Genomic DNA, 17,225 nt, shown 5'->3' with positions numbered 1-17,225 from the left:
CAGATGAGGGGGACCTTGAGCACTTCGAATAACCATGCGCTGGTCATCGGGGCAAGCATCGCGGGGCTCTGCGCGGCACGGGTGCTCTCGGATTTTTTCCACCGAGTGACTCTCATCGAGCGCGACGAGTTACCCAGCGTGCCACACGGTCGTGCGACCGTTCCGCAGGACCGCCACCTGCACATGTTGATGGCCCGTGGGGCAAACGAATTCGAGAACCTGTTCCCCGGCCTGCTGACCGACATGGTGGCCGCGGGCGTGCCCATGTTGGAGAACCGGCCGGACTGCATCTACTTCGCCGCCGCGGGCCACGCCCTGGGCACGGGTCACACCCTGCGCAAAGAATTCACCGCCTACGTACCCAGTCGGCCACATCTGGGGTGGCAGCTGCGCCGGCGAGTGATCGAACTCGACAACATCGAAATCGTGCGGGGACTTGTCATCGAGCCCCGTTTCGAACCGACGACCCAGACAGTGAGCGGGGTGCTGGTCGCACCCCCGACGACGACGATGGTGCTGAGCCACAGTTTCTGGCCGCCGACCTCGTGGTCGACGCGGCAGGCCGGGGTACCCGCCTACCGGTTTGGTTGAGCAAGTGGGGGTATCAGCGCCCCGCCGAACAAAGCATGGACATCGGCATCAACTACGCGAGTCAACAGCTACGCATCCCCGACGGCCTGATCCAGGAAAAAGTGGTGGTAGCCGGTGTCGCACATGACCGCTCGCTTGGGCTTGGGATGCTGTGCTACGAGGACGGCACCTGGGTCATGACCACCTTCGGAGTCGCCGGCGCCAAGCCACCGCCGACCTTCGGCGAGATGCGCGCGCTCGCCGAGCGGCTGCTCCCGGCCCGATTCAACGCCGCGCTGGCACAGTCCGAACCCATCGGGGCCCCGATGTTTCACGCCTTCCCCGCCAGCAAGTGGCGCCGCTACGACAAACTGGACCGCTTCCCGGCCGGGATAGTGCCGTTCGGTGACGCGGTGGCCAGTTTCAATCCCACTTTCGGGCAGGGCATGACGATGACATCGCTACAAGCCGGTCATCTGCGCCGCGCGCTGCAATCCCCGCACGGTGACCTGGCCACCCAACTGAATCGGGCCACCGCCAAAACGACCTACCCGGTGTGGACGATGAACGCTATCAGCGACATCAGCTTCCACCATGGCCTCACGCAGTCGCCACCGGCCTGGTGGCGGCCGGCCGGGGCCCTGTTCGATCAGTTCCTCGGGGCCGCCGAAACCGATCCCGTTCTCGCCGAATGGTTTCTGCGCAGGTTCTCATTGCTGGACAGCCTCTACATCGTCCCGCCACCGCGGCTGATCGGTCGCACCATCGCCCACAATGTAGGACTGTGGTTGCGCGAACGCCGGCAATCGGCCAGCAGCCGCGGCCGAACCCTCACAGCCCCACGGTCGCCCTGAACAGCTTGGTGGGCTCCTGGGCAAGCAACCGGATCGGGCCGTCGTCAGCCGCCACCCAAGCGGCATTACCGTGTTCGAGCGTCAGCGACTGAGACTTCCCATGCACCACCGTGGAACCCTCGGTGCACAACAAGATCTGCGGTCCCTCGTGGCTCGAGGATGCGTCGATCTCATGGCCGAGGTAGTCGCCGTCGAGCACCAGCAGCGCGACGGCGAACTCGTCGGTCGGGGTCTCATACACCAGTTCCGGGCCTTCCCGGCGAACCGGCGACCGCAGGTCGGAAGCGGCAGTCGGAGCGAAGTCGAGCACTCGCAGCAGTTCCGGGACATCCACGTGCTTCGGAGTCAGTCCGCCGCGTAATACGTTGTCGGAGTTGGCCATTACCTCAAGCGCAAAACCGCGAAGGTACGCATGCAGATTGCCGGCCGGCAAGAAGATGGCCTCCCCGGGTGCCAGGCTGATGCGGTTGAGCAGCAACGCCGCCAGCACTCCGGCGTCACCGGGATAACGCTCACCGAGTTCGAGCACCGTCTTGGCTTCGGCAACGAATTCTGTCGCGCCGGAGCTGACGTAGTGGATGGCGCCGTCGAGCACGGCCGGCACCAGCACGTCGATGTCGGGCTGGGGAGCGGTGATCCAAGTGGTGAACAGGGCACGCAGGCCATCGGCGTCGGACTGGTCAAAGAGCAAGTCGATAAACGGGTCGAGGTCCGACACCGCCAGCGCCTGCAGGAGTTCGCGGGTACGGGCCGCTTGACGGAATCCGGCCAACGCCTCAAAGGGCTGCAACGCCACCAGCAGTTCCGGCTTGTGGCTGGTGTCGCGGTAGTTGCGCACGGGTGAGGACACCGGGATGCCCATTCGTTCCTCACGCAGATATCCCTCGACGGCTTGCTCGGCACTCGGGTGGGCCTGCAGCGACAGCGGTTCGTCGGCGGCCAGCACCTTGACCAGAAACGGGAGCACGTCACCGAACCGGGCTCGTGCGCCGGGCCCAAGCTGTCCCTCCGGATCTGCGGACAGCGTCTCGAGCAGCGAGCTCTCGCCGCCATCGGTTTCCAGCCAGGCCGGGTCTCCGGGGTGCGCGCCGAACCAGAGTTCGGCCTCAGGATGAGCGGCCGGTACCGGCCGACCGGTGAACTCGGCGATGGCGGTGCGCGATCCCCACGCGTATGTCCGTAACGCTCCGCGTAGTAGTTCCACCTTCTACCTATCCCCGCACGAGTCGCAAATACACCGCAGCCATCTCCAGGCGAACGGCCAATACTGCCAGTTGTTGTTCGGCACGGGGTGCGGCGGTCGGAGCCGGCGCACGGTCCGAGCCGGCGGGCCCGCCGGGTCCCCCTGGAACCTGCGCCGCATCCTCGGCCGCAATCAGGTCGATGTTGTCGAGCCCGGCGACCCGCGCGCCGACCACCGTGCGCTCGGCGGCCAGCGTCAATGCCAGCACTCGCATCTGCTCCGGCCGCGGGCCGTCTATCTCCTCGTCGTGGAACAACGCGTCCACACCGTCGTCGTACCCGGAAGCCGCCCCGGCACGCAGCGCGACAACCGCGTCGGCCAGCCAGGTGGCAGCGGTGACCTGGTGCGCGATCCTCAGCAGCACGGAACTGCCGTGGCGGGCCAGGGCCAATGTCGCGGCACCATCGGCGGCCAGCACAATCCGGCGACCGGAGATGCGCGCGGCAAGTGCCTTGGCCGGGTTGGTGAATACCTCGCGACCGGCGCTGTTGCACAACGTCTCGGCGTCCAGGTCGTCGGCCAGCGCCGCCAGGTCGATGCGCAGCTTGGGATCCACGGTGCGCAGCACGGCCAGCCCCGCGGCCAGGTAGCGGCACAGCCCGAATTCGTCGGGAACCGACAACCGCGGTGCCAGCACCGCGGCCCGACCCGCCGCGCAATCGCGCAGTGGCCCCTCGTTGGGGGCCGCGACCACAACCCGCGCACCTCGACGCACTCCCATCGCCGCCGCTCCCACCAGCGCGGGATCTCCGGGGTCGTCGCCGGCGACGACCATCACGTCGAGCGGGCCCACCCACGGCGGCGCCTCAGTGGCGATCGTGATCGGCGCACCAACCGTCGCCCCCAGCGTTGCGGCGAGCATGTCCCCGGCGGTCTGGGCGGTGCCCCGGCCGGCCACCCAGATAACCGTACGTGGTCGGTCATCGATGTTCAGTGAGTCCAGTTCGCCTTCGTCGGACGCGGCAGCGATGGCGCGCACCTGCGCGCCGGCCGTCGATGCGGCCCGCAACAGGCCGTCTCGATCAGCAGCAATCAGGCCATCGGCATCTTCCAGATCGATCGCCTGGGTGGCCTTCACGGTCCCGCCTCTCCCCGGGGTGACTGGGCAGCGATTTCCGCGCTGACCTGTTGGACCACCGCGTCGACATCCTCGGCGCTGCGGGCTTCCACATTGAGCCGCAGCAGCGGCTCGGTGTTGGAGCTGCGCAGGTTGAACCAGCTGTCGTCACCCAAATCCACCGTCACCCCATCCAGGTGGTCGATGGACACAATCCTGCTACCAAATGACTTCAAGACGCCCTCGACACACGCCGGCGCGTCAGCCACGGTGAAATTGATCTCGCCCGAGGATGCATAGCGCTGATAGTCGGCGGTCAACTCCGACAATGGTCGGCTCTGCTCACCGAGGGCCGCCAGCACGTACAGCGCGGCCAGCATTCCCGAGTCGGCGCCCCAGAAGTCGCGGAAGTAGTAGTGCGCCGAATGCTCGCCGCCGAATATCGCGCCGGTGTCGGCCATCAGGGCCTTGATGTAGGAGTGGCCGACCCGCGAACGCAGCGGCGTGCCGCCGCGCTCGACGACCAGCTCGGGCACCGCGCGCGAGGTGATCACGTTGTGGATCACGGTGGCGCCGATCTCCCGACTGAGCTCGCGCGCCGCCACCAGGCTGGTCACCGTCGATGGAGAGACCGGCTCCCCACGCTCGTCCACCACGAAGCAGCGGTCGGCATCCCCGTCGAAGGCCAGCCCGATGTCGGCACCGGTTGCCACCACGAACTTCTGCAGGTCCAGCAGATTCGCCGGGTCCAGCGGGTTGGCTTCATGGTTGGGGAAGGTGCCGTCGAGCTCAAAATACAACGGCAACAGCGTGACCGAATCGATCGCACCGAGCACGGCCGGCGCGGTGTGCCCGGCCATCCCGTTACCGGCGTCCACGGCCACGCGCAGCGGTCGCAGATCCGCGGTGTTGACCAGCGAGCGCAGAAACACCCCGTAGTCCCCGAGCACATCCTTGTCGGCGATTGTTCCGGCGGTCTCGGCCACGGCGATCGCCACCGGATTGACCAGGTCCTCGCGAATGGCGTTGAGCCCGGTGTTCGCACCGACCGGCTTGGCGCCGGCCCGGCACAGCTTGATGCCGTTGTAGGCCGCCGGGTTGTGGCTGGCAGTGAACATCGCGCCCGGACAATCGAGCTGCCCGGCGGCGAAATACAGCTGGTCGGTGGATCCCAGACCGATGCGCACCACGTCGAGGCCTTGCGCGACCACCCCACTGGCGAAGGCCGCGGCCAGCGCCGGCGAGCTGTCGCGCATGTCGTAGCCAATCACCACCTGCCGCGCCCCCTCGCCGCGCATCAACCGCGCGAACGCGGCGCCGATATCGGCGCACAGGGCTTCGGTGATCTCTTCGCCTACCAGCCCTCGGACGTCATAAGCCTTGATGACACGATTGATAACCGCGGCGGGCCAAGACATGGCGGGGGGCTCCTGACGACCTAGATTGGTTGGACTCTTGGCCGCCAGCCTATCGGCCCGCCGAATCAGCCGGGGACCCGAACGGTGTCGAGTTGCCGGGGCCGCCGACAGCGACCGACCGGGGCTGGGCCGAAGTCGGGCCCAGAACTAATCGGAGGGGTCGGGCAACACCCTCAGGTGTCCACGGCGCCGGCCGGAGCGATGTTCGGGTGAAGCCAGCACGCCACCGCTCGGCGCGGTGGCATGCGCTCCGGCATGACGCATCACCTGGTCAGAGAATCCGTTGTGTGCCGCACCTGTTGCACCCGCGCAGGATGCATCCGCGGTTGGGCCCTGTTCGCGCACGGCGTCAGCGAGTGCGACCAGGTCATCCTCATCCGGGTGGGTAGGCAGTGGGCCCGCATGGCGCACGAGTTCCCACCCGCGCGGGGCGGTAATTCGGCCAGCGTGACCAACACACAAGTCCCAGGAGTGTGGTTCCCGCGCGGTAGCGAGCGGACCTATTACCGCAGTCGAGTCCGAGTAGACGAACGTCAACGTGGCCACTGCATAGTGCGGACACCCGGGCCGGCAGCAGCGACGGGGTACGTTCACGAGGCAAAGGCTATCGTGCGGAAACGCCGCCGAAGGGGCGGACACGCGCATCCGCTCTAGCCACGATGTCCAACCGTTACTATCGGCGCGTGAGCGATTACCGCGGCTTCGAGCGAAGCGGTCGGCCCAGCGGCAGGCCCGCGTCGCGCCGAGCCAGACGCCGGGGTCGCGATTTGCGCGGCCCGCTGCTGCCGCCCACGGTGCCCGGCTGGCGCAGCCGCGCCGAGCGATTCGACATGGCGGTGCTGGAGGCATACGAACCCATCGAGCGTCGTTGGCAAGATCGGTTGTCCGAACTGGACATCGCGGTCGACGAGATCCCCCGCATCGCAGCCAAGGATCCGCACAGTGTGCAGTGGCCGCCCGAAGTGATCGCCGACGGCCCCATTGCGCTTGCCCGGCTGATTCCGGCAGGAGTGGACGTCCGCGGCAACTCCACGCGGGCGCGAATTGTCTTGTTCCGCAAGCCAATAGAGCGACGGGCTAAAGACACCATCGAGCTTGGCGAACTACTGCATGAGATCTTGGTGGCCCAGGTGGCCATTCATTTGGACGTTGAACCCTCGGTCATCGATCCGACCATCGGCGACGACTAGATCGACGGTTGGCCCAGTCGCATCCGCAGTGGATCAGATCTGGACCCTATCCGACTCAGCTCTGATCAGATGATGCCGCGCTTGAGGCGGCGGCGTTCGCGCTCGGACAGGCCGCCCCAGATGCCGAAGCGTTCGTCGTGGGCCAGTGCGTACTCCAGGCACTCGTGCCGCACCTCGCAGCCCAGACAAATCTTCTTGGCCTCCCGGGTGGAGCCACCCTTCTCCGGGAAGAAAGCCTCGGGATCGGTTTGCGCGCAAAGGGCGCGGTCCTGCCACTGGTCGGCGGGCGGGTCTACCGGCTCCGGCAGCGGTTCAGGCTCGAATGCGGCAGACGCATCGGGAACCAAACTCAAATGCGGCCGGGCAATTTCCATCGGCGACACCGTCACCGAACCGGCCGTGGTGTGCGGTGTGCCTCCCATTACGCCCCGAAGGTGCTCATAGGGCATGCCTCCGCCTCCTCACCTAATAGATAATGAATGGTTTCCCACTGTTTTGATGTACAGCCAACCCAATTCGAACTAGTGATCGAATCTCGGTCTGCGACACCGAAACCGGCCGGCCAACCGGGAAATGACACTGATGTGATTAGACACGGGTTGGGCAGCCTGGTCAAGCACTACGGCGCATTTCCATATCATCTCGTGATGAAAATTCGGCGTTTCTGTTTCAGTTGCGGTCCCGGCGTGTCGAATGGAACTCGTCACAGTACTTGCCGAAAGTCCTTCCTGGCTCGGTCACGGGTCGGTCACGATGTGCGCCGACAGACTACCCGCCCGACTAATCCCGCGTACCTGACCCCGCCCGACCCTGCCTTAGCCAACAGGTACTGTCCTGCGTTGTGAAGCTCACCGTTCTCGTCGGCGGAGTGGGCGGCGCCCGCTTCCTACTCGGGGCGCAGCGTCTGCTCGGCCTGGGCCAGTTTGCCACACCCGACGACAACGCGCGCCACGAACTGACCGCAGTGGTCAACATCGGCGATGACGCCTGGATCCACGGGCTGCGCATCTGCCCAGACCTGGACACCTGCATGTACACCCTCGGCGGCGGCGTGGACCCCCAGCGCGGCTGGGGCCATCGAGACGAAACCTGGCATGCCAAAGAGGAACTCGCACGTTACGGCGTCCAGCCCGACTGGTTCCAGCTGGGTGATCGAGACCTGGCAACCCATTTGGTGCGCACCCAGATGCTGCGGGCCGGCTACCCGCTGGCACAGATCACCACGGCACTGTGCGATCGCTGGCAACCGGGCGCGACGTTGCTACCAGTGAGCAACGATCGTTGCGAGACACACGTTGTGGTCACCGATCCGACCGACCAGCAACAGCGGGCGATCCATTTCCAGGAATGGTGGGTGCGCTATCGCGCCGAACTGCCAACACATAGCTTTGCCTTCATCGGCACCGAAACAGCCAGCGCCACAACAGAAGTCACGGCAGCGATTGCCGATGCAGATGTCGTCATGCTGGCGCCGTCGAACCCGGTGGTCAGCATCGGGGCCATCCTTGCGGTTCCCGGCATCCGCGCCGCGCTGCGGGCCACCCGCGCCCCGATCATCGGCTACTCCCCCATCATCGCCGGAAAGCCGGTGCGCGGCATGGCCGATGCCTGCCTTTCGGTGATCGGTGTGGACACCACCGCGGAGGCGGTCGGCCGGCACTACGGCGCCCGCGCCGCCACCGGTGTACTCGACTACTGGCTGGTCGCCGAGGGCGATCAGGCCGAAATCGACTCGGTCACGGTGCGATCGATACCGCTGCTAATGAGTGACCCGGAAGCGACGGCACAGATGGTGCGGGCCGGTCTCGAGCTTGCAGGCGTGACGGTGTGAGCGGTCCTGCGCTACCGCCGACGGGCGAACACGGCACGGCATCGGCCATCGAGATCTTGCCGGTCGAGGGCCTGCCCGAATTCCGCCCCGGTGATGAGCTCAGCGCGGCCATCGCCACGGCCGCACCGTGGTTGCGCGACGGCGACGTAGTCGTGGTCACCAGCAAAGTGGTGTCCAAGTGCGAGGGCCGGTTGGTGACCGCACCTGCCGATGAAGAAGCCCGAGATCAGCTGCGCCGCAAGTTGGTCGACGACGAAGCGGTGCGGGTACTCGCACGCAAGGGCCGCACCCTGATCACCGAGAGCCGGCTCGGACTGGTCCAGGCTGCCGCCGGCGTGGACGGCTCCAACGTGGATCGATCTGAATTGGCATTGCTGCCAGTCGATCCCGACGCCAGTGCGGCGGCTCTGCGGACCGGCCTGCGGGAGCGGCTCGGTGTCACCGTCGCCGTGGTCATCACCGACACCATGGGCCGCGCCTGGCGCAACGGCCAGATCGACGCCGCGGTCGGCGCCGCCGGCGTCTCGGTACTGCACAACTATTCGGGCGCCACCGACCGGCATGGCAACGAGTTGATTGTCACCGAGATCGCGGTCGCCGACGAAATCGCCGCCGCGGCGGATCTGGTCAAGGGCAAACTGACCGCGATGCCAGTGGCCGTGGTGCGCGGGCTGCCGGTGCGCGACGACGGCTCAACCGCCCGGAATCTGGTGCGGCCGGGCGAGGAAGACTTGTTCTGGCTGGGCACCGCCGAAGCCATCGAGCTGGGCCACCAACAAGCCCAACTGATGCGCCGGTCGATCCGGCAGTTCGCCGACGAGCCGGTCCCTCCGCAGCTGCTGGAGGCCGCCGTCGCAGAGGCGCTTACCGCTCCGGCGCCACACCACACCCGCCCGGTGCGGTTCGTCTGGCTGCAATCCCATGCCACCCGAATTGCGCTGCTCGACGCCATGAAAGACAAGTGGCGCCACGACCTCGCCGGCGACGGCAGGTCGGCTGATTCGATCGAACGCCGAGTCACGCGCGGTCAGATTCTCTACGATGCGCCCGAGGTCGTGATTCCGATGCTGGTCCCCGACGGCGCGCACACCTACCCCGACGGGGCCCGCACCCAAGCCGAGCACACCATGTTCACCGTCGCGGTGGGAGCGGCCGTGCAGACCCTGCTGGTGGCTTTGGCGGTGCGCGGGCTGGGCAGTTGCTGGATCGGCTCCACGATCTTTGCCGCCGACCTGGTACGCGCACAGTTGCAGCTGCCTGCCGACTGGGAGCCATTGGGCGCCATCGCGATCGGCTACGCGCAGCAGCCGGCCGAGTTACGCGACCCGGTGCACCCCGGGGACCTGCTGATCCGCAAGTGAGCCGACGGCTGCGACGATACTTGGAGCTATGAAGACGTTCGCGGGCAAGACCGCCGCGTCTGCCGACAAGGTCCGCGGCGGCTACTACACCCCGGCGCCGGTAGCCCGATTTCTGGCGCGCTGGGTCGGCCGGGCCGGGACGAAGATCCTGGAGCCATCGTGCGGCGACGGCCGGATCCTGGCCGAGCTGGCCGCGGCCAGTGGCAGCGCCCGGGGTGTGGAGCTCATCGCAGACGAAGCGGCCAAGGCTCGACGGTTCGCGCCCGTCGACAATACGAACCTGTTCACCTGGCTGGACGAGTCAGCGACCGGCCGCTGGGACGGGGTGGCCGGCAACCCGCCCTACATCAGGTTCGGAAACTGGCCGGCCGACCAACGCGACCCGGCTTTGGAACTCATGCGACAGGTCGGACTGAACCCCACCAGATTGACCAACGCATGGGTACCGTTCGTTGTGGCGAGCACCATCGTGGTGCGCGACGGCGGACGAGTGGGTCTGGTGCTACCCGCCGAACTGCTTCAGGTCGGCTACGCCGGTCAATTACGCGAATTCTTGCTGAACCGGTTCCGGGAAATCACCTTGGTGACCTTCGACCGGTTGGTATTCGACGGAGTCTTGCAGGAAGTTGTTTTGTTCTGTGGTGTCGTCGGCAGTGACGCCGCGCAGATCCGCACGGTCAACCTCGGCGACGCCGACGCGCTTGCGACCGCTGATCTTGAAGTCGAGCCCGCGGCCGCGCTGCGTCACGAAAATGAGAAGTGGACAAAATACTTTCTTGACCCCCGTCAAATACAGACAATGCGCGCGCTCAAACAATGCGATGCGATGATCCGGCTGGGCGCGGTGGCCGATGTGAATGTGGGAATCGTGACGGGCCGCAACAGCTTCTTCACCTTCACCGACACCGTGGCCCGCCAATTGGGGCTGGCGGCACATTGCGTGCCGCTGGTTTCGCGCAGCGCGCAGTTGCGTGGTCTGGTCTACGACCCGGACTGCCGGGCAAGCGATATCGCCGCCGATCATCGGACCTGGTTGCTCGACGCTCCCGCCGATCCGGCCGACCCAGCGCTGATCGCGCACATCGACGCCGGCGAGGCGGCTGGTGTCCACCTGGGCTACAAGTGCTCGATCCGCAAGCCGTGGTGGAGCACACCGTCGCTGTGGGTCCCAGATTTGTTCATGCTGCGCCAAATCCATCGGACGCCGCGTCTGAGCGTCAATTCCGCGGCGGCAACCAGCACCGACACGGTGCATCGGGTCCGGATCAAGACGGCAGGGCCCCGGGTCGACCCGACGGCCCTGGCCGTGGCGTTCCACAACAGCGTGACGTTCGCCTTCGCCGAGATCATGGGCCGCAGTTACGGAGGAGGCATCTTGGAACTGGAACCCCGTGAGGCCGAGCTACTTCCGATTCCCCCGCCCACCCGTACGGGTGCCGAGCTGGCCACCGATGTGGACCTGCTGCTCAAGGCCGATGAGATCGACAAGGCGCTGGACCTGGTGGACCGACATGTGCTGATCGGCGAACTGGGCATGGCTCCAGACGCCGTGGCGCGATGCCGCTCGGCCTGGATGACGCTGCGTGATCGCCGGATCAAACGGGGATCACGATGAAGGTTGCCCCCGTCGGTGTTCGAGAGTCCGCGATCGCGATGCTGTCGCAGTGGCGGGCCCCGGACCCGGCCCAGGACTCGCTACGTCATGCCGTGCTGGCCTTCCTGCACGCCCGCGCCGATGCGTGTCTGCGCGAGTGCGAAGCCGGTCATATCACCGCGTCGACGCTGGTGCTCGACGAGCGTGGCCACGTGCTGCTCACCCTGCATCCGCGGCTGGGCCGTTGGGTGCAGCTGGGCGGGCACTGCGAGGACGACCATGACATCGTCGCCGCGGCATTGCGGGAAGCGACCGAAGAATCCGGCATCGACAACCTGCTCATCGACCCCGAATTGGTGGCCGTGCATGTCCACCCGGTGACCTGTTCACTGGGCGTGCCGACACGTCATCTCGACCTGCAGTTCGTGGCGCGTGCGCCGGCCGGGGCGCAAATAACGGTCAGCGAGGAATCCGACGATCTGCAGTGGTGGCCGCCGGATGCGTTGCCGCCGGGCACCGATCACGCGCTGCGATACCTGGTCGACCGCGCGGCACAGAGGGCCTGACACCGACCGCAGCCTGGGCGGCCGGCGATCACACGTCCGACGAGTAGCGGATGCCGCCGTCGGGAATGGAGACGCCGGGCCAGACGCGGGCACCGCGCAGCAACTCGCAGCGCGCGCCGATGTCGGCGCCATCGCCGATCACGCCGTCGCGGACCAGCGCACGGGGGCCGATGCGCGCACCGAAGCCGATGATCGATCGTTCGATCACACTGCCCGCTTCGACCTTGACGCCGTCGAAGATGACGGCGCCGTCCAGCCGGACACCGGGTCCGATCTCGGCGCCTCGGCCCACCACGGTGCCGCCGATCAGTACCGCGCCGGGAGCAATCGCCGCGCCGTCGTGTACCAGTTGTTCGCCACGCTGGCCCTGTAGCGCCGGGGAAGGCGCGATCCCGCGCACCAGATCCGCCGAGCCGCGCACGAAGTCCTCCGGCGTGCCCATGTCCCGCCAATAGGTGGCATCGACGTAGCCGTAGATCTTGATGTCGGGGTCGGACAGCAGCGAGGGGAACACCTCGCGTTCCACCGATACCTCACGGCCCCGGGGAATCCGGTCGATGATCTCGCGCTTGAAGACATAGCAGCCGGCGTTGATCTGGTCGGTGGGCGGATCCTGTGTCTTTTCCAAGAACGCCGTGACCCGGCCGTCCTCGGTGGGCACGCAGCCGAATGCCCGGGGGTCGCCCACCCGCACCAGGTGCAGGGTGACGTGGGCCTGGTTCTGGTGGTGATAGTCGAGCAGCTGGCCCAAATCCGCACCGGAGAGCACGTCGCCGTTGAACACCATCACGGTGTCGTGGTGCAGCTTGCCGGCGACGTTGACGATGCCGCCACCGGTCCCCAACGGCTTGTCTTCGGTGACGTAGTCGATCTGCAGGCCCAGCTTGGATCCGTCGCCGAACTCGGCCTCGAACACCCCGGCCTGATACGACGTGCTCAACACCACGTGTTCGATCCCCGCCGCGGCGATGCGCGAGAGCAGGTGGGTGAGAAACGGCAGCCCAGCCGTGGGCAGCATGGGCTTGGGTGCGGACAATGTGAGCGGGCGCAGCCTGGTGCCCTTACCACCAACCAGGACCACCGCGTCGACGCCGTTGGTTGCCAAGTCAGTGCCGCCCTTCTACCAGCTTTCGGCGCGAACTGCGCACCATCAGACGGGAGCGTACCGCCAGCGATCCCCGCAAAGTCCAGCGCAATGGGGCCCGCCACCAGCCGGCATAGCGATCCGCCAGGAAAATGTAGGTGCTTCGGTGGTGTGCCGCCAGGTGATTGGCCGGATCGCGTCCGGTGGAGTGGCCTTTGTGGTGCAGCACTTCCGCCGACGGCACATAGACGCTGAGCCAGCCGGCCTGGCCCAGCCGGTCGCCGAGGTCCGCGTCTTCCATATACATGAAGTAGCGCTCGTCGAAACCGCCGATCTGGCTGAACGCGGAGCGGCGCACCAACAGGCACGAACCCGATAGCCAGCCCACCGGCCGTTCGCTGGGCTCGAGGTGTTCCTGGCGATAGGCCTTGGTCCAGGGATTGCGGGGCCATACCGGCCCGAGCACCGCGTGCATACCGCCGCGGACCAGGCTGGGCAGATGGCGCGCCGAGGGGTACACCGATCCATCGGGATCGCGGATCAGCGGGCCCAACGCCCCGGCCTGGGGCCAGCGCTCGACGGCCTCGAGCAGCGCGTCGATGCTGCCCGGACCCCACTGCACGTCCGGGTTGGCCACGATCAGCCAGTCGTCTGGCTCCGGTTGTTCGGTGAGCTGGGCGACGGCCCGGTTCACCGCGGTGCCGTACCCGAGGTTGGCCCCGGTGTCGAAGATCCGCACGTTGGGGTAGCGCTCGACGGCCGCCTGAGGTGTTCCGTCGGTGGAGCCGTTGTCGGCCAGCAGCACACTCACCGGACGGTCGGTGGCCAGCGACAAAGACGCCAAGAAGCGCTCCAAGTGGGGGCCCGGCGAGTAGGTCACCGCCACGACCGGCAGGACGTCAGTCACTCGTCGAGGGTACCGGTCGACCGGCCAACGCCCGGTCCGAAGCCGCGGCCAACGCGGCGACCAGGGCACTGCGCCACGGACGCAGCGGAGTCAGGCCTGCTGCGGCCCACTGCCGCCCGCCCAGCGCGGAGTAGCCCGGCCGCACCGCCGGCCGGGGGAACTGTGCGGTGCTGACCGGGCGCACCCGCTGCGGATCGGTGCCGCATTCCTCGAACACCGCGCGGGCCAACCCGAACCGCGAGACCGCGCCCCCGTTGGCGGCGTGCAGCAGGCGCCCGCGCACGCCGGCATCGGCCACCTCCAGCAGCGCGGCCGCCAAGTCAGCGACATAGGTCGGTGACCCGGTTTGGTCGTCCACCACATCCACCGGGCCCTCTCCAGCGGCCAGTCGGCGCATGATGGCGACGAAATCGCTGCCCGTCCCGCCGGTATAGACCCAGGCCGACCGCACCACGACGGCATCGGGCAGGGCCGCCAGCACCGCCCGCTCACCGGCGAACTTGCTGCGCGCGTACACGCCCTGTGGCGCCGTTTTGTCGCCGGGCTCGTAGGGTTGCGGCTGCGCCCCGTCGGGCAGATCAGCGTGATCACCATCGAATACGTAGTCGGTGGAGACGTGAATCAACGCCGCACCGGCGCGCGCACAGGCCTTGGCGAGATTTTCCGGGCCGGTGGCGTTGACGGCGTAGGCGCGAGCCTCGTCACTTTCCGCGCTGTCGACGTCGGTGTAGGCCGCGCAGTTGATCACGACATCACCGGTTCCGATGATCTCCTCGGTGGCCGCGGCGTCGGTGATGTCCCATTCCGATGACGTTTTTGCCAACACATCACGGCCCGCACGCACCGCCTGGGCAGCCAAAACACCGCCGAGCTGCCCCGCTGCGCCGGTGATAACCAGCCTCTCCGACCTGCCAACCATGCGTTCGAGTCTGGCACGCCGGAGCGGGCTAACAGGAAAGCGGCTGTTACACAAATAACCTACAGTGATGCCTGTGCAACGTGTGGTTCGTGCGGTCGCTACCGCATTGGCCGTCGTGGTCGTCCTGGGCACCGGTTTGGCGTGGACCAACGTCCGGTCCTTCGAAGGCGGCATCTTCCACATGTCCGCACCCTCGCTGGGACACGGCGCCGACGACGGAGCGATCGACATTCTGTTGGTCGGCCTCGACAGCCGTACCGATGCCCACGGCAACCCGCTGACGCCCGAGGAATTGGCGACCCTGCGGGCCGGCGACGAGGAAGCCACCAACACCGACACGATCATCCTGGTCCGGATCCCCAACAACGGGAGGTCGGCCACCGCGATATCGATCCCGCGCGATTCCTATGTCCAGGCCCCCGGCCTGGGCAAGACCAAGATCAACGGCGTCTATGGCCAGACCAGGGAGACCAAGCGGGCCGGCCTGGTCCAGGCCGGCGCGTCGGCGGCGGAAGCCGCGGCCGCGGGTACCGAGGCCGGGCGTGAGGCGCTGATCAAGACCGTTGCCGACCTCACCGGTGTCACCGTCGATCACTACGCCGAGATCGGCCTGCTGGGTTTCGCGTTGATCACCGATGCGCTCGGTGGCGTCGATGTCTGCCTCAACGGGCCCGTCTACGAACCGCTTTCGGGAGCGGATTTTCCGGCCGGGCGACAGAAACTCACCGGTCCGCAGGCACTGGCCTTCGTGCGTCAGCGCCACGAGCTGCCCCGAGGCGACCTGGACCGGGTGGTGCGTCAGCAAGCGGTGATGGCCTCACTGGCCCACCGCGTCATCTCCGGCAAGACACTGTCCAGCCCGACGACGGTGCGGCGCCTGGAGCAGGCCGTGCAGCGCTCGGTGGTGCTGTCTTCCGGCTGGAACATCATTGACTTCGTCCAACAGCTACAACAGCTGACCGGCGGCAACGTCGCCTTCGCCACCATCCCGGTGCTCGACGGGTCCGGCTGGAGTGACGACGGCATGCAAAGCGTGGTCGGCGTCGACCCGCACCAGGTTGCCGACTGGGTCGGCAGCCTGCTCAACGAGCAGAACGAAGGCAAGACCGCGGAACTCGCGTACGCGCCCGCCAAGACCACCGCCGACGTGGTCAACGACACCGACATCAACGGACTGGCGGCAGCGGTGTCAGACGTGTTGAGCGCAAAAGGGTTTACCACCGGTTCGGTCGGCAACAACGAGGCCGGCCATGTCAAGCTCAGCCAGGTTCGCGCCGCCACCACCGACGATCTGGGAGCACAGCAGGTCGCCAAGGAACTGGGCGGCCTACCGGTGGTCGCCGACACGTCGATACCGAGTGGATCCGTTCGGGTGGTGCTGTCCAACGACTACAGCGGCCCGGGCTCCGGGCTGGGCGGCGCGATGGCTCCCGCGCATGCGTCCAACCCCGGGTACTCCGACACCGCTCCCCCGCCGTCGCCGATCCTGACCGCCGGATCAGATCAGCCGGAGTGCATCAACTGAGCACGCTCAGCGCGGCGATCCTCGACCCGATGCTGCGGGCCGATCCCGTCGGCCCCCGAATCACCTATTACGACGATGCCACCGGCGAGCGCATCGAACTGTCGGCGGTGACACTGGCCAACTGGGCCGCCAAGACCGCCAACCTGCTGCGCGACGAACTGGCCGCCGGGCCGCAAAGCCGGGTCGCGATTCTGCTGCCGGCCCATTGGCAGACCGCTGCGGTGCTGTTCGGGGTGTGGTGGATCGGGGCCGAAGTGGTGTTCGACGGTGCGGCCGACGTCGCGCTGTGCACCGCGGGGCGCCTCGATGAAGCCGACAGTGCCGTGCAGGACGCGGCCGGCGAGGTGGCGGTGCTGTCACTGGACCCGTTCGGCCGCCCCGCTCCCGACCTACCGGTGGGCGTCACCGACTACGCGACCTCGGTGCGGGTGCACGGCGACCAGATCAGTCCCGAACGGCTGCCCGGACCGGCGCTGGCCGGCCGATCGGTCGAACAAGTGCTGCGAGAGTGCGCCGAGTCGGCGGCGGCGCGGCACCTGACGGCGGCCGACCGGGTGCTGTCCACCGGTACCTGGACCAGCCCCGGTGAGTTGGTGGATCACCTGCTGGCAATTCTGTCCGTGGGCGCGTCGTTGGTGCAGGTAGCCAACCCCGATCCGGCGGCCATGCAGCGCCGGATCGAGATGGAAAAGGTGTCGCGCGTCTTGTGATCCGGCGCGTGATCAGCGCCGCACTCGGCACGCCCAATACATGTTGATATCGCGATATTTAGATGTTAGCGTCGAGGGCCCAAGGCGAGAACACGACGGAAGGTAGGTTCAGGTAATGGTGGCGTACGGATTGTTCGCGAAGCTAGGCACACTCGTGGTCCACGGTGTGGTCGGGGCGGCAGCCTATGGCGTGGTCCGCAAGGCCGCGAAGAAGGCACCACTGCGCCAGACCGCGGTGTCGGCAGCGGAGCTGAGCTTGCGCGGAACCCGCAAGGCCGAAGAGGCCGCGGAGTCGGCCCGGCTCAAGATTTCCGACGTGATGTCCGAGGCCCGCGAACGCATTGGCGAAGAGGCGCCCACCCCCGCCGTCGGCGCGCACGACCACGACCACTGATC

Annotated in this window: 16 protein-coding genes and 1 pseudogene; 9 read left to right on the top strand and 8 right to left on the bottom strand. The window is 67.1% G+C overall.

Annotation, left to right across the window (positions count from 1 at the left end):
• Positions 1-39: 39 nt before the first annotated feature.
• Positions 40-1,424, top strand: a pseudogene (locus SHTP_RS06655) (FAD-dependent oxidoreductase).
• Here SHTP_RS06655 and manA read toward each other — a convergent pair.
• The 4 genes from manA to SHTP_RS06635 form a co-directional block, all read right to left on the bottom strand.
• Positions 1,402-2,628, bottom strand: a complete 1,227-nt coding sequence (gene manA / locus SHTP_RS06650) for a mannose-6-phosphate isomerase, class I (RefSeq protein WP_015354847.1) — start codon at positions 2,626-2,628, stop codon at positions 1,402-1,404. The pseudogene SHTP_RS06655 and the gene manA sit on opposite strands and share 23 nt — an antisense overlap.
• A 7-nt stretch (positions 2,629-2,635) precedes the next feature.
• The gene (locus tag SHTP_RS06645; protein WP_096370126.1) at positions 2,636-3,745 is read right to left on the bottom strand and encodes a TobH protein; all 1,110 of its coding nucleotides are present in this window, start codon (positions 3,743-3,745) and stop codon (positions 2,636-2,638) included.
• The gene (locus tag SHTP_RS06640; protein ID WP_096370125.1) at positions 3,742-5,142 is read right to left on the bottom strand and encodes a phosphomannomutase/phosphoglucomutase; all 1,401 of its coding nucleotides are present in this window, start codon (positions 5,140-5,142) and stop codon (positions 3,742-3,744) included. Before SHTP_RS06640 ends, SHTP_RS06645 begins: the two co-directional genes overlap by 4 nt.
• Positions 5,143-5,289: 147 nt before the next feature.
• A complete protein-coding gene (locus SHTP_RS06635) occupies positions 5,290-5,736 on the bottom strand; it encodes a DUF3499 domain-containing protein (RefSeq protein ID WP_181005660.1) in 447 nt (148 codons plus the stop codon).
• Positions 5,737-5,909: 173 nt separating this feature from the next.
• Between SHTP_RS06635 and SHTP_RS06630 the strand changes: the two genes are divergently transcribed.
• Positions 5,910-6,332 (top strand): metallopeptidase family protein, encoded by a 423-nt coding sequence (locus SHTP_RS06630; protein ID WP_020727278.1) that lies wholly within the window; start codon positions 5,910-5,912, stop codon positions 6,330-6,332.
• Between the two features lie 65 nt (positions 6,333-6,397).
• Here the strand turns inward: SHTP_RS06630 and SHTP_RS06625 are convergent, their stop codons facing one another.
• A complete protein-coding gene (locus SHTP_RS06625) occupies positions 6,398-6,754 on the bottom strand; it encodes a WhiB family transcriptional regulator (RefSeq protein ID WP_020788379.1) in 357 nt (118 codons plus the stop codon).
• A 419-nt stretch (positions 6,755-7,173) separates the two neighbouring features.
• On the opposite strand from SHTP_RS06625, the gene cofD reads away from it, so the two are divergent.
• From cofD to SHTP_RS06600, 4 genes are read left to right on the top strand one after another with little or no spacing between them, the layout of a single operon-like run.
• Positions 7,174-8,163: a 2-phospho-L-lactate transferase gene (cofD, locus tag SHTP_RS06615; protein ID WP_011740552.1), complete on the top strand. Its 990-nt coding sequence runs from the start codon at positions 7,174-7,176 to the stop codon at positions 8,161-8,163.
• Complete coding sequence (locus SHTP_RS06610; RefSeq protein ID WP_096370124.1) at positions 8,160-9,524, top strand: coenzyme F420-0:L-glutamate ligase; 1,365 nt, start codon at positions 8,160-8,162, stop codon at positions 9,522-9,524. Before cofD ends, SHTP_RS06610 begins: the two co-directional genes overlap by 4 nt.
• A gap of 28 nt (positions 9,525-9,552) precedes the next feature.
• A complete protein-coding gene (locus SHTP_RS06605) occupies positions 9,553-11,139 on the top strand; it encodes an Eco57I restriction-modification methylase domain-containing protein (RefSeq protein ID WP_096370123.1) in 1,587 nt (528 codons plus the stop codon).
• Complete coding sequence (locus SHTP_RS06600) at positions 11,136-11,684, top strand: NUDIX hydrolase (RefSeq protein WP_012393149.1); 549 nt, start codon at positions 11,136-11,138, stop codon at positions 11,682-11,684. Before SHTP_RS06605 ends, SHTP_RS06600 begins: the two co-directional genes overlap by 4 nt.
• Positions 11,685-11,712: 28 nt before the next feature.
• Here SHTP_RS06600 and manB read toward each other — a convergent pair whose 3' ends face one another.
• Genes manB through rfbD form a run of 3 tightly spaced genes read right to left on the bottom strand, consistent with a single transcriptional unit; the run spans position 11,713 to position 14,594 of the window.
• The gene (gene manB / locus SHTP_RS06595; protein WP_096370122.1) at positions 11,713-12,789 is read right to left on the bottom strand and encodes a mannose-1-phosphate guanylyltransferase; all 1,077 of its coding nucleotides are present in this window, start codon (positions 12,787-12,789) and stop codon (positions 11,713-11,715) included.
• A 1-nt stretch (position 12,790) separates the two neighbouring features.
• Positions 12,791-13,675 (bottom strand): glycosyltransferase family 2 protein, encoded by an 885-nt coding sequence (locus tag SHTP_RS06590; RefSeq protein WP_096370121.1) that lies wholly within the window; start codon positions 13,673-13,675, stop codon positions 12,791-12,793.
• Entirely contained in the window at positions 13,668-14,594 is a 927-nt protein-coding gene (gene rfbD, locus SHTP_RS06585; RefSeq protein WP_012393147.1) for a dTDP-4-dehydrorhamnose reductase, read from the bottom strand. The genes SHTP_RS06590 and rfbD overlap by 8 nt, the downstream gene beginning before the upstream one ends.
• Before the next feature lie 67 nt (positions 14,595-14,661).
• On the opposite strand from rfbD, the gene SHTP_RS06580 reads away from it, so the two are divergent.
• The 3 genes from SHTP_RS06580 to SHTP_RS06570 all read left to right on the top strand — a co-directional run bounded on the left by SHTP_RS06580 (position 14,662) and on the right by SHTP_RS06570 (position 17,223).
• A complete protein-coding gene (locus tag SHTP_RS06580; RefSeq protein WP_096372353.1) occupies positions 14,662-16,119 on the top strand; it encodes an LCP family protein in 1,458 nt (485 codons plus the stop codon).
• Positions 16,107-16,829 (top strand): TIGR03089 family protein, encoded by a 723-nt coding sequence (locus tag SHTP_RS06575; protein ID WP_197706230.1) that lies wholly within the window; start codon positions 16,107-16,109, stop codon positions 16,827-16,829. Before SHTP_RS06580 ends, SHTP_RS06575 begins: the two co-directional genes overlap by 13 nt.
• A gap of 115 nt (positions 16,830-16,944) precedes the next feature.
• Entirely contained in the window at positions 16,945-17,223 is a 279-nt protein-coding gene (locus SHTP_RS06570) for a DUF1490 family protein (protein ID WP_096370120.1), read from the top strand.
• Positions 17,224-17,225 lie beyond the last annotated feature (2 nt).

Source organism: Mycobacterium ulcerans subsp. shinshuense, assembly GCF_002355775.1.
In the GTDB taxonomy this organism is placed as follows: Bacteria; Actinomycetota; Actinomycetes; order Mycobacteriales; family Mycobacteriaceae; genus Mycobacterium; species Mycobacterium marinum.
Note: the sequence above shows the minus strand (reverse complement) of the source record. Positions and strands in the feature narration are given on the sequence as shown.